We start from the raw sequence: 22710 nt of genomic DNA, 5'->3' as shown, positions 1-22710 counted from the left end.
GTCAGTATACTGTCAATTAAATTGCACCGACAAGAATGATGGGAGGCTTGCCATGGAAGCCGTGCAGAAGACCCCGGAGCGCGACGCATTCTACAAGAAGATCGACGGCCAGAACCTCTCGGCGCTGTGGAACGTGATGAACGATCTGATCACGCCGGAGCCGAAAAGCGCCTGCCGTCCGCACTTGTGGAAGTTCGATCAGATCCGCGACTACATGAACGAGGCCGGCAAGCTGATCACGGCCAAGGAAGCCGAGCGCCGCGTGCTGGTGCTGGAAAATCCCGGCCTGCGCGGCCAGTCCAAGATCACGACCTCGCTGTTCGCCGGCGTGCAGATGGTGGTGCCGGGCGACATCGCCCCCGCCCATCGCCATGCCCAATCGGCGCTGCGCTTCGTGCTCGAGGGCAAGGGCGCGTTCACCGCCGTCGACGGCGAGCGCACCGCGATGTCGCCGGGCGACTTCGTCATCACGCCGTCGATGACCTGGCACGATCATTCCAACGAAACCAATGAGCCGATGTTCTGGCTCGACGGGCTCGACATCCCGATGGTGCAGTTCTTCGACTGCTCGTTTGCCGAAGGCGCCAAGGAAGATCAGCAGTCGATCTCCAAGCCGGCCGGCGCCAGCTTCGCGCGCTACGGCCACAATCTGCTGCCGATCGACCAGAAGCGAACCTCGAAGACCTCGCCGATCTTCAACTATCCCTATGAATACACCCGCGAGGCGCTCGAGAAGGCCAAGGCCAGCGACGAATGGGACGCCTGCCACGGCCTGAAGCTGAAGTTCTCCAACCCCGAGACCGGCGATTTTGCGATGCCGACCATCGGCACCTTCATCCAGCTGCTGCCGAAGGGTTTCAAGACCGCGCGCTATCGCGCAACCGATGCCACCGTGTTCGCCGCAATCGAGGGCAAGGGCCGCACAAGGATCGGCGACCAGAGCTTCGAGTGGGGACCGCGCGACCTGTTCGTGGTACCGAGCTGGCACTGGGTCACCCACGAGGCCGATGCCGACTCCGTGCTGTTCTCGTTCTCCGACCGCCCGGTGCAGCAGAAGCTCGACCTGTTCCGCGAGGACAGGGGCAACGCATAACAGGCGCGGCAAAGTGTAATGCTGTCGTCCCGGGCAAGCGAAGCGCGACCCGTTTCGCGGGGACAGGGGAGCGCGTAAGTCTCGTCGTCCCGGCGAAAGCCGGGACCGATAACCACCGCCCTCGGTTGGTTAAAGAAGCTGCGGCCCCAGCCTGTTTTAACAACCACGCCCCTTGGTTATGGGTCCCTGCTTTCGCAAGGACGACAGCGGGGGTTGTGGCCCGCAGCGCGCCCTTACCGCCAGTGCAGCAACCGCGTCTCGAGCAAAGTGATCAGCTTCCCCACCGCAAGCCCGAACAGCGACAGGATCACGACGCCGGCGAGCAGCTGATCGGTCTGCATCAAATTGCCCGCCTGCAGCACGAAGGCGCCGATGCCGTATTGCGCGCCGATCATCTCGGCGCTGACGACGAGCAAGAGCGCCACCGACGCGGTGATGCGGAAGCCGGCGAGGATCGAGGGCAGCGCGCCCGGCCAGATCACGCGGCGGACAATGGCGTGGAACGGCACGTTGAAGCTTTGCGCCATCCGGATCAGATTGCGCGGCACCGCATCGACGCCGCTATAGACCGAGATCGCGGTCGAGAAGAACACGCCAAGCGCAATGGTCGCGATCTTCGGCTCCTCGCCGATCCCAAGCCATAGAATGAGCAACGGCAGCAGCGCGATCTTCGGAATCGGAAACAGCGCCGAGATGAAGGTGATGCCGACGCCGCGCGCCATCGTCGACAGCCCGATCGCGAAGCCGACCACGACGCCGGCGGCCGTGCCGATGATCCAGCCGGTACCGATCCGCATGATCGACCACGACAAGTGCTGCCACAGCGCACCCGACATCGCGAGCTTATAGATCGCGAACGCGATCGCCGACGGCGCCGGCAGGAACAGCGGATTGACCCAGCCTGCGCTGCCGGCGAGTTGCCAGACCGCGATCACGAGCGCGAGCGCGATCCAGCCGGCATGGCGGCTGCCGCCAGACGTGAAGCCGGCGCCGCGAAACGCGACCGGGCGCGTCGCCTCCGCCGACTGGTCTTTCGCTTCCTGCGGCGCGCGGTCAAGCATGCTGGACCTCGCGCTCGGCATCGATCGCCTCCTTCCGGATCAACGACCACAGCTCACCCTGTAGCGCGGCCATCGGCCCGCGCGCATCCGTCGTGCCGCGCTCGGCGCGCGTCATCGGGATGGTCACGATTTCCCGGATCCGGCCAGGGCGGCGCGACAGCACCACGACGCGGTCGGCGAGCCGCACCGCTTCCTCGAGATTATGCGTGACATAGACCGCGCCCATCGCGCCGTCGGCGAGCAGGCGCACGAAATCCTCCATCAGGAGCTCGCGGGTCTGCGAATCCAGCGCCGACAGCGGCTCGTCCATCAGCAGGATCGCGGGGCGAACCGCGAGTGCCCGCGCAATGCCGACGCGCTGGCGCATGCCGCCGGACAGTTGCTTCGGATAGGCGCTGCGGAAATCCGACAGCCCGGTGCGGCGCAGCGCATCGTCGATCACGGCGCTGCGCTCGCCGGCGCTCAAACCCGTATGCAACAACGGAAACGCGACGTTGTCCTCGACCGTGCTCCACGGCAGCAGCGCAAAATCCTGGAACACGAAGGTCAGCGGATTGAGGCTATCAGCCGGCGCCGCGCCGCGCAGCTCGGCGGCACCTTTGCTCGGCCGCAGCAGGCCGCCGAGGATCGACAGCAGCGTGCTCTTGCCGCAGCCGGACGGACCGACGATCGCAACAATCTCGCCCGCGCGGACCGTGAAGGAGACATCGTCGAGAACGTCGAGCGCGCCGAAGCGATGGCTGATATGGTCGGCGATCAGGTCCATCTACCGGCTCACTCTTTGACCCGTCATCCTGAGGAGCGCGCACTTGCGCGCGTCTCGAAGGATGGACGGCCGGTCACTATCGGGGCCGTCGATCCTTCGAGACGCCGCTTCGCGGCTCCTCAGGATGACGGGGATAGAGTGGTGTCTGCGGTCTAACATCAATCCGCCTTCACGTAATCCTTGGCGATGATCGCATTGGCATCGAAACCCTTGTCCACGAAACCCTGCCCCTGCAGCCATTTGATCTGGTTGTCGAGGTTCTTCACGTCGAGCTTGCCGTCGGGATCGATATAAGCGCAATTGCCGACCACCTGCGCGACCGGCAGGTTGGTGTATTTGGCGATGATCTCGAGCAGCGGCCTGGTCTTGTCGTTGATCGGCGCCACGCCGTCCTTGATCGCAGTCAGGATCACGTCGTGATATTCGTGGTCGGCACGGGTGAGCGCGGTGAGCAGCCTGGTCACCAGCGGTGCGTTGGTCAGCGCCTTCGGCGACGCGAAGATCGCCCCCAGCTGCCACGGCGTCTCGTCGCCGACCCAGCCGAGCAATTTCGCGCCGTTGGAATCCATCAGCGTCCGCGCGGTCGAGACCGGCAGCAGCGCGGCGTCGACAGTTTCGCCCTTCAGCGCCGCGGCCGCGTTCGACAGCGACTGCAGCGGCACTACCTTCACGTCGGACAGCTTGAAGCCGTATTTATCGGCGAGCAAGCCGAGCGAATAATGGAAGCTGGAGCCGACCTGGGTCACCGCGACGCGCTTGCCCGCCAGATCCTTCGGCGTCTTGAGGCCGGCGGCATAGGCGTTGTTGCTGGCGAAGTAGCCGATCAGGGGATAGCCGGCCTTCTCGCGGCTCATGCCGCCGATCACCTTCAGCGTGCCCTTGCCGGCGAGATTGTAGAGGCCGGCGGTGACGGCGGTGATGCCGAAATCGACATCGCCCGACGCGGTCGCGACCGCGATCGGCTGCGCCGCGTCGAAGAACTTCAGCTCGACGTCGAGCCCGGCGTCGCGGAAATAGCCCTTGTCCTGCACGATGAACACCGGCGCCGAGGACGACAGCCGCAAGACGCCGATCTTCGCCTTCAGGAGATCGTCGGCCCGCGCGATGCCGCTCGCGGCCCACACCAGCATGCCCGCGACTGCGAGCCGCGCCCAACCCTTCATTCCGTCCTCCGCCTGGAGCCGCTTCCGTCCCGATTAAATCGGAACGGGGCTCCAGATTCCTGTTTTGACGCGTTTTCTTCACGCGAACCGGTATCCACTTCGCTTGAAAACGCTCTAGATTCCTTCGGGCACGGCCTGATCGCGGCCGATGAACGCGCCCTGTGTGCCGAGCTGTTGTTGCAACTTTTCGATGGAAATGTCGCGCGGAATCGTATTGCCCGACAGCGCGAGTGCGGCTGCGGTTCCCGCCGCCTCGCCCATCACAAAGCAGGCACCGGAGACGCGCGCCGCCGATTGCCCCTCATGGGTCATCGAGGCGCAGCGGCCGGCGACCAGGAGATTGTCGACGCCCTCCGGTACCAGCATGCGGTACGGCAACTCGTTATAGCCGCGGCTCTCCGGGATCGGCGGAAACTCGAAGATCACATCACCCGGCACATGGGATTCCTTCGGCCAACCATTGACGCCGATCGAATCCTCGAACGAGGCGCAGCCCAGCACGTCCTCGCCTGACAGCATGTAGCCGCCGATCACGCGCCGCGTCTCGCGGATGCCGAGCTGCGGCGGCAGATCGACGATGTAAGAATTCTCGAAGCCGGGCACCGTGCGCAGGAACCTGAACGCTTCGACCGCCTGGCGGCGGCCCTCGATCTCGCCGCGCGTCATGTCGTCAGGATCGATACCGGAAATGGCGCCGCCGTCGCTTCGCGTCACCTGGGTGAAATTCACCCGCCATTCGATCTGCGATTTCTGCGGCCGCACGATCGCCGACTTGCGCGGGAATCTGTGGGTGCCGGCGGCCTCAGCCATCAGCGCCGGGATGGTGCGCCAGGCATCGCCGGCCTTCGCTGGATCGATGCCGTTGAGGCGGAACATCATCGAGGGGTAGAGCATGCCGCCGGCATTATCGCCGACTTCATAGGGCGCACCGGCCCACACCGCGAGATCGCCGTCGCCGGAGCAATCGATGAAGATGCTGGCGCGCACGGCCTGACGGCCGGCCTTGGTTTCCACCATCAGCGCACGGATATGCGAACCATCCATGACGACGCCGGCGCCGAGCGCGTGGAACAGAATGTCGACCTTGTGATGTGCGAGCAGATCGTCGGCCGCGATCTTGTAGGCCGCGGTGTCGTAGGCCTGCGCAAGGATCTTGCCGAGGATCAGATGTGGCGCGTTCAGCCCGCCGAGCCGGTCAATCCGCGCCAGGAGGTCGGAGGCGATGCCCTGCACCACGCGGTGCATCTCGCCGAAGATGTTGGCGTGCAGTCCGCAGAAGTTGGTCACGCCGGCCGCGGTGCCCATGCCGCCGAGAAATCCGTAACGCTCGATCAGGAGCGTCCGCCGTCCGGCACGTGCCGCGCCGACCGCTGCCGCGATGCCGGCCGGTCCGCCGCCAAGCACCACCACGTCATATTCGCCATAGATCGGGACCTGCCGCGCAGGTTCTTCGATCGTGCTCGCTCGCATCATTTCCGCCCTGAACAAAGTTGATTGGGCCAACTATGAATTGATGCAGATTGCAGTACAATCTACCAAATTATGTAATCAGCTTTCGCGAATCGAGAAAGACGAGCAAGGCAGATGGATACGCTGGTCAATCTCGAAGCCTTCCTTGCCACCGCCGATGCCGGCGGCTTTTCCGCCGCGGCGCGCAAGCTCAACGTCGCGACATCCGTCGTCGCCAAACGCGTCACCCAACTCGAGGAGCGGATCGGCACCGCGCTGTTCCACCGCTCGACCCGCCAGTTGCGGCTGACCGAGGCCGGGCAGCAATATGTGCATCGCGCCCGTGGCGTGGTTGCCGATGTCGGCGATCTCTTGTCGCGGATGGGCGAGAAGCAGCGCGACCTCTCCGATCATCTGCGCGTCAAGGCGCCGACTTCGCTGACGGTGGCGCGGCTCGCCGATGCCTTCACGATCTTCCAGAAGCAGAACACAAGCGTGAAGCTCGAGATCGTGATGATCGATCGTCCGGTCGATCCGGTGACCGAAGGTTTTGATATCGCGATCGGCGCCTTCCCGCATTCCTTCGGCGGCGTGGTCGACGAGCCCTTGTGCCGGCTGCCGCGCCTCGTGTGCGCCTCACCGGCCTATCTGAAGAAGCACGGCATACCGAAGCATCCGCGCGACCTGGTCGATCATCGCTGCCTCAGCTTCCTGCCGACCGGACCGGAATGGCCGTTCGAGGGACCGCGCGGCCGCATCAATATCCAGGTCCGCCCGATTCTCTCTTCGAACGAAGGCCGCGTGCTGACGCAAAGCGCGATCGCCGGCAACGGCATTGCGCTGCTCTCGCATTATCTGGTCGCGGACGCGCTGCGCGACGGCGCGTTGCAGCCGGTACTCACCGACTTTCCTATTCCGGAATTGTGGGTCAAGGCCGCCGTTCCCGAGCGCCGCATCGATGCCGCCGCGGTGCAGGCGCTGCTGAAGACATTGAAGAAATCGCTGTCGCAGCCGCTGTGATGCGACGCCGGCGTTGCCGTTGGCATGCCGACCTGAGACAAGGACGCGAAAGGATCGCCCGCTTGAAACTCCTGATCTCAATGTCGTTTGGTCTCATCATCGTCGCTGGGCCCGCGGCCGCGATCGAGACCTGCCGCTTCATTGAGGCCAAGGCGGAGCGCGAGGCCTGCTACCATCGGCAAGAGCAGGAACTTGCGGCGAAGCGCAAGCCCGAGCCGCCGGTGACGCGGTCGAGCGAATCGAAGACGTTTGATCAGCTGCAGCAGATGCGCCGTGACGACGAGGAGGTCTATCGCAGCATGCACGGCATCTGCCGCGGCTGCTGAGCTTACGCGCCGCTACCCCACCGGCCGGCGCGCTTCTCGGCGAACGATGCAAGGCCTTCGGCAGCTTCCGCGGTCTGCCGCTTGGCCGAGTGCAGATGAACGAGGCGTTTGTAGGCCGCGTCGTCCACCGCCATGCCGCCGAACGAGCTTTCCATCGCGAGCTTCTTGGTCTCGGCCATAGCGTCCGGCGCGTTGCCGAGCAGCTGCTCGACGACCTTGGCGCCGGCGCCGTCGAGATCGGCCAGCGGCACCACCTCATGGACGAGGCCGATGCGGCGGGCATCCTCGGCGCCGAACCGTTCGCCGGTCAGCGCATAGCGGCGCACCTGGCGGACGCCGATCGCGTCGCAGAGCTGCGGGATGATGATCGCCGCGGTCAGGCCCCAGCGCACCTCGGTGATCGAGAACAGCGCATTGTCGGCCGCGATCACGATATCGCAGGCCGAGATCACGCCGGTGCCGCCGCCGAAGCAGCCGCCCTGCACCAGCGCGACGGTCGGGACCGGCAGCGTGTTGAGACGCTGCACCGCCTCGAAGGTGGCGCGCGACGCCGCCTCGTTCTCCTCGAACGATTTCGGCCGCACGCCGTTGATCCATTTCAGGTCGGCGCCGGCCTGGAAATGCTTGCCGTTGCCCTTCAGTACGACGACGCGCACCGGCCTGGTCGAGAGATCGTCGATCGCGGCCAGCACGCCTGCAATCAGCGCGCCGTCATAGGCATTGTTGACCTCGGGACGATTCAGCGTGACGGTCGCGACACCCCGCGCATCGAGGCTCCACAGGACTGGGCTGGCCGACATGACGTTGCTCCCTCGTTCGGCATTGCTGTTATCTTGTACTGGCCTTGCACTATGGCGAGAGCGGATGCCTTGATCCATCACTTTCGAGCGCGCGCGACCGCGCCACGCGCATGACGGGTTGCGCGATGCCCCGCGCTTGTGGAAACTGACCGGGCACGTTGCGGAGAATTGTTCCACTCATGCGTATTTGCATTTTCGGCGCGGGCGCCGTCGGCAGCCACTTCGCGATCCGGCTCGCACGTGCCGGCCATGATGTGGCCTGCGTGATGCGCGGGCCACATCTCGACGCGGTCAGGACCAACGGACTGACGCTGAAGGTCGGCGACACCAGCATCACCGCGAAGGTGAAGGCCTCAGCCGATCCTGCCGATTTGGGACCGCAAGACATCGTCATCAGCACACTGAAGGCGACCGGCATCGGCGCGCTCGCAACCGGGCTCCCGCCGCTGCTTCAGCGCGACACATCAATCGTGTTCGCGCAGAACGGCATTCCCTGGTGGTACGATCTCGGCCTGCCGCCACAGCATCCCGCGATCCCCGATCTCGGCTTCCTCGATCCCGGCGGGCATTTGCGCAGCGCCGTCCCGAAGCAGCGGATCATTGGCGGCGTGATCTTTTCCTCCAACGAGGTGGTCGCGCCGGGTGTCGTCGCGAACCTGTCGCCGGACCGCAACCGCCTCTTGATCGGTGAATGCGACGATCGGCAGAGCGAGCGCATCGCCCGCCTGCGCGCGGCGCTCAACGACGCCGCGGTCGAATCGCCCGAGGTCAAGCAGATCCGCGAGACGATCTGGTCGAAGCTGTTGACCAACATGTCGATGTCGGTGCTCTGCCTGTTGACCGGGCTGACTGCGCGCGGCGTCCGCGACGATCCTGACATGCAGGACGTGATCCCGCGCCTGCTCGACGAGGCCAATGCGGTGGCGACACACTATATTCCCGAGGTCAAGCGTATCACCCGCTCAGGGCCGGCGCCGGACCACAAGCCGTCGATCCTGCAGGACTACGAACTCGGGCGCGCCATGGAGATCGACGCGCTGGTGCGCGCACCGGCGGCATTCGCCCGCGCGGCCGCCATTTCGACCCCGATGCTCGACCTGATGGCCGCGCTCGCGATCCAGAAGGCGCGTGACAAGGGCCTGTATCAGGGCTGACAATCCGACCCACCACGATAACAAGCAGGGACATCGAACCATGCAAGTCAAGGACAAGGTCTGCGTCGTCACCGGCGGCGCGAGCGGGATCGGCGAGTCGGTGGCGCGGGCCTATGCGGACGCCGGTGCTCGCGGCGTCGTGGTCGCCGATCTCAAGACCTCGCGCGATCGGCTCGCGAGCGTCGCCGGCGATATCGACGGTCTTGCCGTTACCGCCGATGTCGGGCTCGAGGAGGACATCAAGGTGTTGATCGCCGCCGCCGAGGACAAATATGGTCCGGTCGACGTGTTCTTCTCCAATGCCGGGCTCTCGCGCAAGGGACAAGAGACCGCGTCCGATGCCGACTGGGACGTGAGTTGGCGCGTGCATGTGATGAGCCACGTGTACGCGGCGCGCGCGCTGGTGCCCGGCATGCTCGCGCGCGGCTCCGGCTATCTCATCAACACCGCATCCGCCGCGGGGCTATTAGCCTCGCTGAACTCGATGCCTTACGGCGTGACCAAGAATGCCGCGGTCGCGCTCGCCGAGCATCTCGCCATCCAGTATGGCGATCGCGGCATCCGCGTCTCCGTGCTCTGTCCGCAATCGGTGCAGACGGGCATGACGACGCCGGGTCCGAGTGCCGCGCGCGTCGACGGCGTGCTGCAGCCGGGCGAGGTGGCGCGCATGGTGATCGAGGCGATGGCGGAAGAACGTTTCCTGATTCTGTCGCATCCGCAGGTGCAGGAATACATGCAGCGCAAGGCCACCAATCGCGAGCGCTGGCTGTCCGGTATGCGCCGCCTGCGCGACCGGATCTATGGCGGGGTGGCGTCATAAAAACTTCATCCGTCATTGCGAGGAGCGACAGCGACGAAGCAATCCATTCTCGGCATGCGGCGCCATGGATTGCTTCGCTTCGCTCGCAATGACGAAGCTTAGTCTTCTGGAGCCGGCGCGAATCCTTCGAGCAAACCCGTGTATCTCTTCGCCCCAGGTGAGGCATAGGCACCGCGGCGCGACGTCGTCAGCTTGAGGCCGGCAAGCGCTTCCGCCTGCTTCACCGCGGCGGCCACGCCGTCGACCACGGGCACGCCGAATTTCACCGACAGCTCATGGGCAAGATCAGCCATGCCGGCGCAGCCGAGCACGATGGCGTCCGCGCCCTTGTCCAGCGCGCGGGCGATCTCGGCCTTCAGCTTCGGCCTCGCGCCCGAGCCCGGCATCTCGAGATCGAGCACCGCGACATCGCAGGCAGTAACCACCGCGCGGTCGGCAAAGCCGTAGCGGCGGACCAGTTCCTCCAGCGGGACGATCGAGCGCGGCAGCGTGGTGACGATGCCGATGCGCTTGGCGATCTGCCCGGCGGTGACCAGCGCCGCCTCGCAGATGCCGACCACCGGATAGCGGGCCGCCGACCGCGCGGCATCGAGCCCGGTATCGTCGAAGCAGGCGATGATGCCGGCGTCGGCATCGGGCGTCTTCAGCAACGCCTCGATCAGCCCGGGAACGGCGAAGGCCTCGTCATAGAAGCCTTCGATCGAGGCCGGTCCCATCGCAGACGTGACGGCGACGATCTCGGTGCCCGGTGCGGCCACCGCCCGCGCGGCGGTCGCGATGGTCGCGGTCATCGACGCGGTGGTGTTGGGATTGACGATCAGGATCTTTGTCATGGGTGGAGAATAACATCCCTTTCGCGGCCAAGCGTAGCCCGGATGAGCCAACGGGTCGCGCGAACGCGCGCCCGATGACAGGCTCCGCGATATCCGGGACCGATCTCGCCCGCGGCATGCAGACCCCGGATGTCGCTTCGCTCATCCGGGCTACACACCTATGCATGCTTCGCCACCCAGCCCGCGAAGGCATCGAGCACGTCGGCCATCACCTCGCGGTCGTTGCGGCCGGAGCGCTTGAGGACATGGAAGGAGTGGTCGGCCTCCTGCACCGGATGCAGCGTCGCGCGATGACCCAACCCCTTCACCACGGGCTCGAGCAGGTCGAGCTCGGCCAGCGCGTCGCGGGTGCCCTGCAGGAACAGCATCGGGACCTTGACCTCGGCGAGATGCCTGGCCCGCTCGCTCGACGGCTTGCCGGCGGGATGCAGCGGAAAGCCGAGAAACAGCAGCCCGCGCACGCCGGCGAGCGGCGCCTTGGCCTGTGCCTGCGAGGTCATGCGTCCGCCGAACGACTTGCCGCCGGCGAACAGCGGCAGTTCGCCGCAATGACGCGCAGCTTCCGCCACGGCGGCACGCACCGTTGCCTGCGCGACGGCGGGCGGATCGGGCCGCTTGCTGCCCTTCTCCATGTAGGGAAACTGATAGCGCAATGTCGCGATGCCGCGCTCCGCCAGGCCCTCCGCAATCGCGACCATCGAGGGATGCGTCATGCCGGCGCCGGCGCCATGGGCAAACACATAGGCGCTACGGGCCTGCGCCGGCCGCAGCAGCAGCGCGGACACCGTGCTGTCGTCCGAGACCGTGATCGTGAGCGGCTGCACGCCTGACGTGTTCAAGATGACATCTCGAAGAATTGTTGCGCCGTTGTTTCTAGCCGCAGGCCTCGATGCGCGCAAATGCCGCCGCGGAGGGAACGCCGCAAGTGAACTGGCTCACAGCCAATCAACATTTCCGTTGTTAGACCAAGCGCCGCCACTGTAGGATGGCGCACACCGCATCACACGCTTAACGCGAACTCGTTTTTCGGCGAATTTTAACATCTCATCCATATCACGCGCGGATACCGCGAATTGGGGGAACGGGGCATGCCTCGCAAGACGATATTCGTCATCGGACTGTTGATTGTCGCCGGCGTGCTCTATTTCAAGGACGATATCGAGACGGTGGCGAGCGGCTTCCGCGTCAAGGTCGTCGACTACCAGCCGCCGGCAAAGACGGTGTGGCTGGATCAGAATGTCAGCGCGGAGCGGCTGCGCTGGTTCTATCACGCCGACCAGGGCACACGGACCTTCGGCATTCCCCATGAATGGTTCATGGCGCTGGAGCAGCCGACGGTCTGGCCGCTGTTCACCGCGGCGCCGCGACTTAGCGAGACCAATTATCTCGGCCGCTTCGGCTTTATTCCCGACACGGTGATTCCGGGCAAACCCGATGCGCTGCCGATCGGCTTTTCGCAGGGCGGCCCGATGGCCGATGCCAACGGCGCGCCGTGGCGCAATCCGCACAGCAAGGCGGATATGACCGGCGTCGGCCTGACCTGCGCCGCCTGCCACACCGGCAGCTTCTGCTATCGCGGCACCGAGATCGTGATCGACGGTGGGCCGGCCAACACCAATCTGTTCGAATTCCAGAAGAGCGTCGGCGTCTCGCTGCTGCTGACGCGGTTCTGGCCGGGGCGCTTCTCGCGCTTTGCCGACGAGATCCTCGGCAAGGATGCCAGCCTCGACGAGCGCATGGCGCTGCGCGGCCAGCTCGACCTCGTGCTGAAGCAATACGCCAACATCAATTCGCTGGAGAACAAGGTCGCCGCCAACAGCGTCGAGGAAGGCTATGCGCGGCTCGACGCGCTGAACCGGATCGGCAACCAGGTGTTCTCGATCGACCTGAACAACCCGAACAACTACGCCTCGCATTCGGCGCCGGTGCATTTCCCGCGGATCTGGAACGCACCGTGGTTCAGCTGGGTGCAATATGACGGCTCGATCATGCAGCCGATGGTGCGCAACGCCGGCGAGGCGCTCGGCGTCAGCGCCGAGCTCAACCTACTCGACGAGTCCAAGGGGCTTTACAAATCGAGCGCGCGGATCGACGTGCTGCACGAGATGGAGCGGATGATCGCCGGCGAGCCGCCCAGCGAGGACAGGGGTTTTGGCGGACTGGCGTCGCCGAAATGGCCGGAGAACATCCTGCTGCCGATCAACATGGATCTCGCGAAGAAGGGCGGCGAGCTCTACAAGGCGCATTGCCAGGGCTGTCACGGCCCGGCGATCGACAGCAAGGCGCTGCCGGCGAGCGAAGCCTTTGCGCTGTTCAAGGACAAGAAGCGCTGGACCAGGAACGAGGCCGGCCAGCCGCTGCTCGATGTCGAGATGATTCCGATCAGCCATATCGGCACCGACAGCGCGCAGGCCGAGGGCCTCGCGCACCGCACCGTCGAGACGCCGGCCAATCTGAACATCAAGGACAGCAGTTTCGGTCCGGCGCTCGGCGATCTCGTCGAGAAGACCGTCGACTATTGGTACGACCAGAACAAGACCCCGCCGGAAGATCGCAAGCGCATCAACGGCTACCGGCCGAACGAGATCCAGGCGCCGCTCGCCTACAAGGTCCGGCCGCTCAACGGCATCTGGGCGACCCCGCCCTATCTGCACAACGGCTCGGTCCCGACCATCTACGCACTGCTGTCGCCGGTGAAGGATCGTCCCGCAACCTTCTATCTCGGCAGCCGGGAGTATGATCCGAAGGATCTCGGCTACGTCTGGAAGGACAAGATCAAGAACGCCTTCATGCTCGACACCACCAAGCGCGGCAACAGCAATTCCGGACACGAATTCTCCAACGAGAAGCGCACCGGCGTGATCGGGCCGGAGCTGAAGGAAGACGAACGCCGCGCCCTGATCGAGTTCATCAAGACGCTGTAGGCCCCCGAAGGGACTGCGCCCCCTCTCCCGCTTGCGGGGGAATCGCATATAGAAAAATCTGTCGGGCAGCGTCCTCGCGGCCATCCTTCGAGACGCCGCTGCGCGGCTCCTCAGGATGACGGGTCTTGTTTTGCGGCACTCATGGTGAGGAGCGCCGCTTGCGGCGCGTCTCGAACCACGAGGCCGAGTTACCTCCGTAGCCGCTGAAGGTCATATGCGATTGCCCTACCCGCAAGCGGGAGAGGGAGCCGACTGCCGATGCAGCGGCTGTCCTTCAACTCCTCGGCACCGGCTGCCGGCGCGCCGGGCGGGTCATGGCCTCGAGCTCGAGGAGCTGGTTGAGCTGCGCTTCGGTCAGCAGTTTTTCCTCCAGCACGATGTCGGCGACCGAGCGGTTCTCCTTGAGCGCACGGCGCGCCACGCGCGATGAGGCTTCGTAGCCGAGCGACGGCGCCAGCGCCGTGATCAGGCCGATCGAGCCCTGCACCAGGCTGCGGCAACGCTCGCGATCGGCCTCGATGCCGTCGACACAGCGCTTGGTCAGCGTATCGACCGCCGCCGTCAGCATGCGCAGCGAACTCAAGACGCAATAGCCGATGGTCGGCTCGAACGCGTTGAGTTGCAACTGGCCGCCTTCGGCGCACATCGTGACCGTGAGGTCGTGCCCGATCACCAGGAAAGCCACCTGGTTGACCACTTCGGGAATGACAGGATTGACCTTGCCGGGCATGATCGACGAGCCGGCCTGCACGGCGGGCAGGCGGATTTCGCCGATGCCGGTGCGCGGCCCCGACGACAGCAGCCGCAGGTCGTTGCAGATCTTGGACAGCTTGACCGCAACGCGCTTGAGCACGCCGGAGAACAGGACGAAGGCGCCGAGATCGGACGTCGCCTCGATCAGGTTGGAGGCAAGCACCATCGGCTGGCCGGACAGCCGCGACAATTCCTCGACCGCGAGCGCCGCATAGCGCGGATCGGCATTGATGCCGGTGCCGATCGCGGTGGCGCCGAGATTGACCTCGCGGAACAGCGCGGAAATCTCGTTCAGGCGCGCGACATCCTCCTTCACGGTCACGTGGAAGGCATCGAATTCCTGGCCGAGCGTCATCGGCACCGCATCCTGAAGCTGGGTGCGCCCCATCTTCAACACGTCGGCGAACTCCACCGCCTTGCCTTTGAGCGAGTAGGCGAGATCGTCCAGCGCGCGCACCAGCGGCTGGGTGGCGAAAATCACCGCGAGCCGCAGCGCGGTCGGATAGGCGTCGTTGGTCGACTGCGCCATGTTGACGTCGTCGTTCGGATGCAGCGCGTGATAGTCACCCGGCTTGCGCCCCATCAGCCGCAGCGCGACGTTGGCGATCACCTCATTGGCGTTCATGTTGGTCGACGTGCCGGCGCCGCCCTGGATCGCGTCGACGACGAAGGATTCGGCATAGACCTTGTCGGTCGCAATCTGGGTGCAGGCCGCTTCGATCGCATCCGCCTTCTCCGGTGCGAGATAGCCGAGCCGCTTGTTGGCGCGCGCGGCAGCCTGCTTCACCAGCGCCAGCGCGCGGACGAATTCCGGGAAGTGCCCGACCGGCACGCCGGTGATCGGAAAGTTCATCACCGCGCGCTTGGTGTGAATGCCCCACAGCGCATTGGCCGGGACGTCGTCCTCGCCGAGCAGATCATGCTCGGTGCGGGACTGCGCCTGCTCGATCGGCACGGTGCGGACGGTCGCGACCGCGAGCTGGCTGGGGCCGCTGCCGCTCTCGCCGGAGGGGGACGCGGCAGCTGCAGCGTTGGCGGTCTCAACCTTCGATTCGGCCATGGTACCTCCGTTACCTCACGCAGATCGTGTCGTCAGCGACGCCATGATGCGCCCGGCGGGCGTCGAAAGCCAATGCCTATCGGCAGAGTCTTGCACACCGGTGAGCGGCAAGACGCGGAAAACCGGCATTGGCGCGCGCCGAACCGTGAGATTAAGGACTTTGCCTTATCCGTCATGATAACAACAACTTATAGCTCGATATCGCGGCTCGCTTCGCGACCGATGCGGCTGCTTTCTCCGCCCCGTCGTCGCGTGCTAGACGAGCATCGACTGGCGCAAGGGCGCCGCCGACACTGAACGAACCAAGGACCAAAGCCGTGTCCAACAATAACGAAGCGATCACCATCAAATTCCGCTGCCCCGCGGAGCTCGAGGGCAAGATTCCGCCGCCGATGCCTGCGTCGTTGGGGCTTCCCGGATGGCTCAAGGCGATGCCGACGCAGGCCTTCAATACGATGAGCAATCGCGAAGAGGATACCGTCAAGCGCTGCCCGCCATTCGTCGATGCGATGACATCGGGTTTCCTTTTGCCGCTGATCTGCGATCTCAAGGTCGAGAATGGCGCGATCACCTGGGACAACGACCTTCCCGCCGGCGGCGCGCTCGAATTCCCGCGCTCGCCGGTCGGCTTCCACGACGAAAGCCAGGTGGTCGGCTCGCCGCTGTTCGAGCCCGACCGCTTCGTCATCAAGTTCGTCAATCTGTGGACCATCGAGGCGCCGCCCGGCTACTCGCTGTTCTTCACGCATCCGGTCAACCGGTTCGACCTGCCGTTCACCACGCTGACCGGCATGGTCGATTGCGATCTGTTTCACGACAGCTGGGTTCATTTCCCGGCACGCTGGCACGACACCAGTTTCAACGGCGTATTGCCCAAGGGCACGCCGGTTGCGCAGTGCTTCCCGGTGAAGCGCGAAAACTGGGTCGCGCAGACCGCCGCGATGACGCCGGATGAAACATCGCGCGCCCAGGAACTGACCAACAGGATGGCCCGCGAGTCCGGACTCTATCGGCGGCAGTTTCGGACGTAGAGCGGGCCCGCGAAGCTCCGCTGCGGCCTCCTCCGTCATTGCGAACTACCCGATGGGAGGCTCGGCATCCACCGCCGTCGTCCTGGCGAAAGCCAGGACCCTTAGCCACCGTCTTCGGTGATGAGCGGGATCGCGGCCCGGTAGCGCTTAACAATTGAGATTTGGGGTAATGGGTCCTGGCTTTCGCCAGGACGACACCGACTATGGGGCGCGATCCTGAGCCAGTTCGGTGTCTTCACCCGGATGCGGGCGATCCAGCATTCCAGAGGCGCTTGTGCTTGAGCGCAGAGGCCGCGGCTTATCCCTGCCGCTCTAGATTCTAGTTTTGACGCGTTAGCGCGAGCCGGTGTCCGCTTCGCTCGAAAACGCCCTAGCTCAGAAATTCCGCAAAGGCGCTGCGACGGAAGAAGAAGCGGCCGTGCGATGACATGATCAGCGCGGCGGTCGTGCGGCCGATCATTTGCGGCCGGCCGCGCAACGCGAGACGCAGATTGGCCTCGCCGGCCGCGCGGTCGCCCATTTCCAGAAGACTGGCGGAGAAGCTGAGACGCGTCAGCGGGTCGTCGGGGCGCTGCGCCACCACCTGGCGGTAGAGATCCGCCGCGGCAGCATATTCGCCATCGAGCAGCAGCACACGCGCGAGCGCGGCCAGAACATCGGGATGTCCCGGCGCCGCATTGCGCAGCTTCTCCAGAATCTCGCGCGCCCGGCCACGCTCATTGCGCTGGGGCAGCAGCTGCGCCAGCAGCAGCTGAAACTCGAGGCTCTCCGGCGCGAGAACGAGCGCGCTCTCGATGACGGCAACCGCCTCGTCGATGCGACCGGCCGAGTGCAATTGCCCTGCCAGCGCCTGGAATGCGGGCAGGTACGGCGGCCGCCGCGCGGTGGTTCGCCGCAGCACATCGATCGCCTCGCTGCCGCGACCAGCGCCGCCGAGCGCTGCGCCAAGCAGGGTCTCGAGGCCGGGATCCTCGACGCGGCGTACGGCTCGCTCGAGCGGTGCGATCGCTTCCTCGTTGCGGTTCTGGATCATCAGCGCCCGTGCCAGGATCGAGGCCGCGCCGACATCGGTCCGGTTTGCCTTCAAGACCTCCGCCGCCAGCCGCTCGGCTTCGACGACCTGTCCCATCTGCAATGCGACCACGGCGCGTTGCAGTACCGGGGATGGGCTGGGCCCGCGATTGGAAGGAGGCGGCGGTTTCGGCATGCGGTCCGTCGTGAGATGGTTCTTGTCAGCGGTTATCACTGCCGCCGACGGAGCGTCCAGCGAAAGTCGCATCCGGACACCGAGATACCGTCCGGTTCCAGCCTCGACCGACCGATTTCATGCATCCCTGCGGCTGTCAGGCCACAGGGGATCCACCCTCTCCCTGCAATTTTTCGACTGCTTAACCTATTCAATCTAGCTTGGGTTGCCATAACAGGGCCCGGCCTGATGCTCGCAACAACGCTCGAAACAATTCAGTCGACGGACTCGAAGCGCACCAACTACACGCGCGGAATCCTCGTGATGCTGGTCGCCGCCCTCCTGTTCAAGGTTGTGTGGTTCTCCCAGCTGGGGCTGGGGCACGGCCGCGAACTGGTCGACTTCGCCGCCTTCTACATCACCGCAAAGCTGGTGTGGCTCGGCGACCTCGACCAGGCCTATCAATTCGCGAAGCTCGCCATCATCGAGAAGCAGGCGTCGGGCGGGCACGACGGCTTCATGCCGTGGACCTACCCGCCGCAATTCAACCTGCTGCTGGCTCCGTTCGCGCTGGTCCCGTTCGGGATGGCCTATCTGTTGTTCATGGCCTCGACGCTGGCTCTTTATCTCGCCGTGCTGCGGCGTCTTGCCGGAAACCGGTTCGTACTCGTGCTGATCGTTTGCTTTCCGACGATCGGGGTCACGCTGGCATGCGGCCAGAACAGCTTCCTTACCGCCGCACTGATCGGGCTGGTGTGCCTGTACTTCGAAGAGCGGCCGATGCTCGCGGGCGTGGCCCTTGGTCTCATGATCATCAAGCCGCATTTCGCCGTTGCCTTCGCACTCTATGCCATCCTGCGGCGCTCGTGGATCGTCGTGATGACGGCCGGCGCCGTCGTGCTGATCAGCTCGGCGATCTGCACCGTGCTGTTCGGCATGCAGATCTGGACCGTGATGCTGCAGAGCGTGCATGATTCGTCGGTATTCCTGCGGGAAGCCTACTATCCGCTGTATCGAATGGTCTCGACCTATGCCGCGCTGCGAACCACGGGGTTCTCCGCATCGGCAGCGTTTATCGGCCAGGGCGTGGTCGCTGTCCTTGCGCTCGGCATCGTGCTGGTCGCGGTCTACCGCAAGATGCCCGCGCGCGAGAGTCTCGGCCTGACCGCGATCGCATCGGTCTGCATCAGCCCCTATGCGTATGATTATGACTTCCTGATCTTCAGTGTCGGAATGGCGCTGCTGTTGCCGGCGCTTCAGGCCAAGGCCCGCGAGTGGGAACGTGCGATCATCTATGCCGCGCCGATACCGATCGGAGCCTTCGGCTACATGCACACGGTCCATAACAACACGCCGCGCACGGACGTCCATTGGGTCGACGTGCTTTCGATCGGAGGCTTCGGGATCGCCGCGCTGATCACGCTGATCGTCGCAATCCTGCTGCTGCGCGAATCAAGCAGCGGCTCTCCCGTTCCGGCGCAGGGGCCGCTTGCGAGGAATTGAGCACCCGGCGCGACGCCGCCCGCGATCACGCAACGCTTACGGCGCCACCATTTCGAGACGATCGCGCGCCGGCAGGGTCGACGCGAAGGCCTTCAGCGCGCCGGCGACGAGCTCCGGCTCCGCGGCCGGCGTGACGTAGAAGCTTACCTCACCGCGCGCGCCGGTCACCGGAATCGTGTGCAGGATCGCGACCTTCCTCCAGCTCGCCGGCACGCCCTGCGCAAACCAGCTGTCGTAGATCATGGCGACGCCGACATGATACTCGTCGGCGAGCGCGGCCATCTCGGCCGGGCCGTAGCGGCCGGCGCGCTTCGCCTTGCGCACGCGCTCCGAACCGAGCCCCCACAGATCCAGGACGAAGTTCGCATTTCCCCAGGCAACGAGCCCAAGATCGTTCACGGCAACCGGCCGCCGGTAGAGCTGCTGGGCAAAGCGCCCCAACTGATAATGCTGCTCGTAGACGCCGCGCGAGGCAAACGGCGTCTCCAGAGCGGCGCTGACATAGCCCACGCTGGCAAAACCGGCAAGCCCGACGCTGGCGAGCGTCGCGGCGGTCCATTGCGGGACGCTCAAGACCGCTCGCGCGCGTGCAACCGCGTAGAGCAGCGCCAGCACCGCAAGCGCAACGATGTAAACCTCATACCGGTGGAACCAGCCATATTGGCCAAAGCCGAGATGCGCAGCGATCGCGGCGAGCACCGTCGCACAGACGATCAGGGCGCCGCGGTCGGAGCGGAGCAGCGCCATCACGGCGGCGAACGCAAGACCGAGCAGCATCAGCCTGAAGCCGGCGGGATCAGCGAAGCTGTCGCCGAGATTTCGGAGGATGGAGGCGAACACGCCGGTCCCTTCATAGCCGGATTCGGCGATGCGTGATTTGAGCAATACCGAACTCGGCAACAGCGGGAGCCCGAGCGAGGCCATTCGCGCGAAATACGCGGCGAAAGCGCAGAGCGTGACGGCAGCGGCCGCGGCCGCAAAACGGCGCTGGCCGAGCAGGGCAAACCCCGTCATCGCCGCGATGGCGAACGCGATTCCCTCGAAGCGAATCAACGGCAGCAGCACCAGCGCCGCGAAGTGCATGGCGGTCGGCGGCCGTCCGCGCGCGGCTTCGGTCAGGCCGCCAAAGGTCGCGACCGTGGCCCAAACGTGAAGGCTGTGCTCCATGCCGGTCATCGGCAGGGCGATCGCGCTTGACGAAAAAATGGCGAGCAACGCGACGAAAAGCAGCAGCGGCTTCTCCCGGCCGGGGTCGAGCAGTTCAGCCGATTCAAGGATGCGCAGGAAAGCCACGACGGTCGCTGCCGCGGCCGCGGCATTGATCAGGAGCGGACCGAATGCGCCAAGATGCAGCATCTCCGTCACAGCCAGCAGATAGGGCCAGATGATCGATGAGCTTGGCGACGAGACCTCGGACGCATTGACGCCGTAGCCGCCCGACCGGATGTGATCGGCGACGGCGAGGTGGATGTAGGGATCGTCGAGGGTGAAGATCAGCCGGCCGTCGCAGAGCGTGACGCTGAAGGTCAGCGTCGCCGCGAACAGCATGAGCCACAGCGATGCCGTCACAAGCGGGACGCTCTGCCGGATCGCGCTGGATCGCGGGAACGACGCGTGGTTGGCGGCGACGCCCGGCATCAGATACGCATCCGTTTGAAGATCGTCTCCGGCAGCGCGCAGATGATCGCCATCACCAGCCGGAAGCGGCGCGCCACATAGATCACGTCACGCGGCCTGGTCACATCGGCCCGGAAGATATCCTCCGCGACCCGATCCGGCTGCACCGTCAGGGGAGCCGGCAGCTTCATATGCGCCGTCATCCTGGTCCGCACGAATCCCGGCTTGACGGTGACGACACGGACCTTGCCCGCAAGCGCCAGGCGATTGCGCAAGCCGGACAGGAATTGCGAGAAGCCGGCCTTGGCCGCGCCGTAATAATAGTTCGAGGCCCGCCCGCGATCGCCGGCGACCGAGCTCACGCCGACGATGGTTCCCGAGCCGCGCGTCGCGAAGGCTTGCGCGAACAGTTCGAGCAGCAGGCTGGGCGCCTCGAAATTGGTGCGCATGATCTTCGTCGCAAGCTCGGGATCGGTCTCGGCACGCTGCTGATCGCCGAGCTCCCCGACAACGCATACGACGGTGTCGGGAAGTGGGGAAAGACCGGCGACGAAGCCGGCAAGCTGCCCGGTCTGCAGCACGTCGAGCGCGACAACCGAGATTTCGGTACCGCTTCGCGTCTTGATGTCGTCCGCATTGCGCTGTGCCGCGGCGATATCGCGGGCGGCGAGCATCACGCGCCATCCGTCCCTCGCATAGCGCAGCGCGGTCGCGTGCCCGATGTCCGAACTGCCGCCAATCACCAGAATTGATTTTGTGCCGGTCATCAAATTCCAAGCCGTGCTGAAAGATGGGACACGAGGCGACTGTTCGCCCCGATCTGCTGGCGGATGTCGCGCAAGGCCGCAAGGCCGGGATATCCGGATTCGAATGTCGCGCGGGACTGCCGCGCATCCTTGGCGAGATAGAGCCGGCCGCCGGCATCGACCACCAGCGCGTCGAGCTGGTCAAGAAACCCGAACAGCGCGTCGGTGACCGGAAAGTCCATCGTCAGCGTGTAGCCGCGGAGCGGAAACGACATCGGCCCGCTGCCTTCGCCGAGCTGCTTGAGCACCGCGAGAAACGACGCATCGCCGCGCCGCGACACACGATCGAGAATTTCGGCGAGAACGCGGCGCGCGCGGCTAGCCGGGATCACGCATTGATATTGCACGAAGCCGCGCCAGCCGTAGATCCTGTTCCAGTCGGCGATCGCATCGAGCGGAAAGAAATACGGGTCCCAATGGACCAGCCGTGGCTTGCCCGGATGCGCGGCGCCGCGGCGGAAGTACAGCTCGTTGAACGCCCGCATCGATGCGCGATTGAGCAGCCATCCCGGAAACAGCTCCGGGACCGCGAGCCGCGACGCGCGAAGCTTGGGAAACGCTTCGAGGCCGGGTTCCAGCATATCCCTGTCGCGCCGCGTGGCGTGCTCGGCAAGATAGACGAGCGAGCGTCCGAGCGATGCCCCGCGCGCGAGGCAGTCGATCCAGGCCACCGAATAGGTGGTCGATGCGCTGCTTTCCAGCTGATCGATCGCCGCGTCGAGATTGCCGGCGACGCGGGTGTCCTGACGCAGCCAGGCGGTCTCGATCGGCAGCAGTTGCAGCGTCGCGTCGAGGATCATGCCCGTCAGCCCCATGCCTCCCAGTGTCGCCGCGAACAGCGCGGCGTTTTCCGATCGCGAGCAGGTGACGATCTCGCCGCCAGGCAGCGCGAGGCGGAACGAATCGACGATGTTGCCGAAGCCGCCATCGCGATGATGGTTCTTGCCGTGAACGTCGGCCGCGATCGCGCCGCCGACCGTCACGAATTTCGTGCCGGGCACGACCTTAAGGAAGAAGCCGCGCGGCTCGAAAACGGCAAGGATGTCGGCGATGGTCACGCCGGATTCGACCGTCAATCGCGCGGTTGCGGCATCAAAGCTCCGCATCCGGTTCAGGCCGCGCGACGAAATCGTGGATTGCGTTCCGATCGCGGCATCGCCGTAGGCCCGCCCGGCCCCGCGCGCGACGACGCCGGACCGCGCAAGCAGGTGGTCCCGCGCGCCTGCGGGCGTCTGCGGCGCCAGCAGTTCGGACGACGCCCTGGGATAGTTGCCCCAGCCGGACAGGCCAATGCCGCCCGGACTGGAGGTCGACATCACAGCTCCTGGTAACGCAGCCGCCGGCA

At 65.3% G+C, this 22710-nt stretch carries 20 protein-coding genes; 8 read left to right on the top strand and 12 right to left on the bottom strand.

Annotation, left to right across the window (positions count from 1 at the left end; all coding sequences use genetic code 11):
- Positions 1-52: 52 nt before the first annotated feature.
- Entirely contained in the window at positions 53-1093 is a 1041-nt protein-coding gene (gene gtdA / locus ACVMIH_RS30000) for a gentisate 1,2-dioxygenase (protein ID WP_456864372.1), read from the top strand.
- Between the two features lie 233 nt (positions 1094-1326).
- On the opposite strand, the gene ACVMIH_RS29995 is transcribed toward gtdA, so the two are convergent.
- From ACVMIH_RS29995 to ACVMIH_RS29980, 4 genes are all read right to left on the bottom strand, one after another.
- The gene (locus tag ACVMIH_RS29995; protein ID WP_456866584.1) at positions 1327-2154 is read right to left on the bottom strand and encodes an ABC transporter permease; all 828 of its coding nucleotides are present in this window, start codon (positions 2152-2154) and stop codon (positions 1327-1329) included.
- Positions 2147-2920, bottom strand: coding sequence for an ABC transporter ATP-binding protein (locus tag ACVMIH_RS29990; RefSeq protein WP_076832758.1), 774 nt, complete (start codon positions 2918-2920; stop codon positions 2147-2149). The genes ACVMIH_RS29995 and ACVMIH_RS29990 overlap by 8 nt, the downstream gene beginning before the upstream one ends.
- A gap of 158 nt (positions 2921-3078) precedes the next feature.
- On the bottom strand, positions 3079-4083 hold the full coding sequence (locus ACVMIH_RS29985; protein WP_456864370.1) for an ABC transporter substrate-binding protein: 1005 nt from the start codon (positions 4081-4083) through the stop codon (positions 3079-3081).
- Positions 4084-4197: 114 nt separating this feature from the next.
- Positions 4198-5553 carry an FAD-dependent oxidoreductase gene (locus tag ACVMIH_RS29980; RefSeq protein WP_456866582.1) on the bottom strand — a complete coding sequence of 452 codons (1356 nt, stop codon included), beginning with the start codon at positions 5551-5553 and terminating at the stop codon, positions 4198-4200.
- Positions 5554-5667: 114 nt separating this feature from the next.
- On the opposite strand from ACVMIH_RS29980, the gene ACVMIH_RS29975 reads away from it, so the two are divergent.
- Together ACVMIH_RS29975 and ACVMIH_RS29970 are read left to right on the top strand one after the other, a co-directional pair.
- Complete coding sequence (locus tag ACVMIH_RS29975) at positions 5668-6552, top strand: LysR family transcriptional regulator (RefSeq protein ID WP_456864368.1); 885 nt, start codon at positions 5668-5670, stop codon at positions 6550-6552.
- 62 nt (positions 6553-6614) lie between these two features.
- Positions 6615-6878, top strand: a complete 264-nt coding sequence (locus tag ACVMIH_RS29970) for a hypothetical protein (protein ID WP_456864366.1) — start codon at positions 6615-6617, stop codon at positions 6876-6878.
- Positions 6879-6880: 2 nt separating this feature from the next.
- Here ACVMIH_RS29970 and ACVMIH_RS29965 read toward each other — a convergent pair whose 3' ends face one another.
- The gene (locus ACVMIH_RS29965) at positions 6881-7678 is read right to left on the bottom strand and encodes an enoyl-CoA hydratase-related protein (protein WP_456864364.1); all 798 of its coding nucleotides are present in this window, start codon (positions 7676-7678) and stop codon (positions 6881-6883) included.
- 179 nt (positions 7679-7857) lie between these two features.
- On the opposite strand from ACVMIH_RS29965, the gene ACVMIH_RS29960 reads away from it, so the two are divergent.
- On the top strand, positions 7858-8832 hold the full coding sequence (locus tag ACVMIH_RS29960; RefSeq protein ID WP_456864362.1) for a ketopantoate reductase family protein: 975 nt from the start codon (positions 7858-7860) through the stop codon (positions 8830-8832).
- 40 nt (positions 8833-8872) lie between these two features.
- Entirely contained in the window at positions 8873-9652 is a 780-nt protein-coding gene (locus tag ACVMIH_RS29955) for an SDR family oxidoreductase (RefSeq protein WP_168859383.1), read from the top strand.
- Positions 9653-9750: 98 nt separating this feature from the next.
- On the opposite strand, the gene ACVMIH_RS29950 is transcribed toward ACVMIH_RS29955, so the two are convergent.
- The gene (locus ACVMIH_RS29950; protein ID WP_456864360.1) at positions 9751-10485 is read right to left on the bottom strand and encodes an aspartate/glutamate racemase family protein; all 735 of its coding nucleotides are present in this window, start codon (positions 10483-10485) and stop codon (positions 9751-9753) included.
- 158 nt (positions 10486-10643) lie between these two features.
- Positions 10644-11324 carry an alpha/beta hydrolase family protein gene (locus ACVMIH_RS29945; protein WP_057020149.1) on the bottom strand — a complete coding sequence of 227 codons (681 nt, stop codon included), beginning with the start codon at positions 11322-11324 and terminating at the stop codon, positions 10644-10646.
- Between the two features lie 249 nt (positions 11325-11573).
- On the opposite strand from ACVMIH_RS29945, the gene ACVMIH_RS29940 reads away from it, so the two are divergent.
- Positions 11574-13409 (top strand): di-heme-cytochrome C peroxidase, encoded by a 1836-nt coding sequence (locus tag ACVMIH_RS29940; RefSeq protein ID WP_456864358.1) that lies wholly within the window; start codon positions 11574-11576, stop codon positions 13407-13409.
- A 274-nt stretch (positions 13410-13683) separates the two neighbouring features.
- Here the strand turns inward: ACVMIH_RS29940 and ACVMIH_RS29935 are convergent, their stop codons facing one another.
- A complete protein-coding gene (locus ACVMIH_RS29935; protein WP_082654006.1) occupies positions 13684-15222 on the bottom strand; it encodes an aspartate ammonia-lyase in 1539 nt (512 codons plus the stop codon).
- A gap of 317 nt (positions 15223-15539) precedes the next feature.
- Between ACVMIH_RS29935 and ACVMIH_RS29930 the strand changes: the two genes are divergently transcribed.
- Entirely contained in the window at positions 15540-16253 is a 714-nt protein-coding gene (locus ACVMIH_RS29930; RefSeq protein ID WP_028336241.1) for a hypothetical protein, read from the top strand.
- Between the two features lie 370 nt (positions 16254-16623).
- Here the strand turns inward: ACVMIH_RS29930 and ACVMIH_RS29925 are convergent, their stop codons facing one another.
- Positions 16624-17397 carry a tetratricopeptide repeat protein gene (locus ACVMIH_RS29925; RefSeq protein ID WP_283805980.1) on the bottom strand — a complete coding sequence of 258 codons (774 nt, stop codon included), beginning with the start codon at positions 17395-17397 and terminating at the stop codon, positions 16624-16626.
- A 291-nt stretch (positions 17398-17688) separates the two neighbouring features.
- Here ACVMIH_RS29925 and ACVMIH_RS29920 point away from each other — a divergent pair, with 291 nt between their 5' ends.
- Entirely contained in the window at positions 17689-18942 is a 1254-nt protein-coding gene (locus ACVMIH_RS29920) for a glycosyltransferase family 87 protein (protein ID WP_456864356.1), read from the top strand.
- A gap of 36 nt (positions 18943-18978) precedes the next feature.
- On the opposite strand, the gene ACVMIH_RS29915 is transcribed toward ACVMIH_RS29920, so the two are convergent.
- From ACVMIH_RS29915 to ACVMIH_RS29905, 3 genes are read right to left on the bottom strand one after another with little or no spacing between them, the layout of a single operon-like run.
- On the bottom strand, positions 18979-20580 hold the full coding sequence (locus ACVMIH_RS29915) for a hypothetical protein (protein WP_456864354.1): 1602 nt from the start codon (positions 20578-20580) through the stop codon (positions 18979-18981).
- Entirely contained in the window at positions 20580-21326 is a 747-nt protein-coding gene (locus tag ACVMIH_RS29910) for an SDR family oxidoreductase (protein WP_057020153.1), read from the bottom strand. Before ACVMIH_RS29910 ends, ACVMIH_RS29915 begins: the two co-directional genes overlap by 1 nt.
- Positions 21326-22681: an FAD-binding protein gene (locus ACVMIH_RS29905; RefSeq protein WP_456864352.1), complete on the bottom strand. Its 1356-nt coding sequence runs from the start codon at positions 22679-22681 to the stop codon at positions 21326-21328. The genes ACVMIH_RS29910 and ACVMIH_RS29905 overlap by 1 nt, the downstream gene beginning before the upstream one ends.
- Positions 22682-22710 lie beyond the last annotated feature (29 nt).

Source organism: Bradyrhizobium sp. USDA 4503 (genome assembly GCF_054055815.1).
The sequence above is the reverse complement of the archived record's forward strand: the minus strand, read 5'-3'. Positions and strand labels throughout refer to the sequence as shown.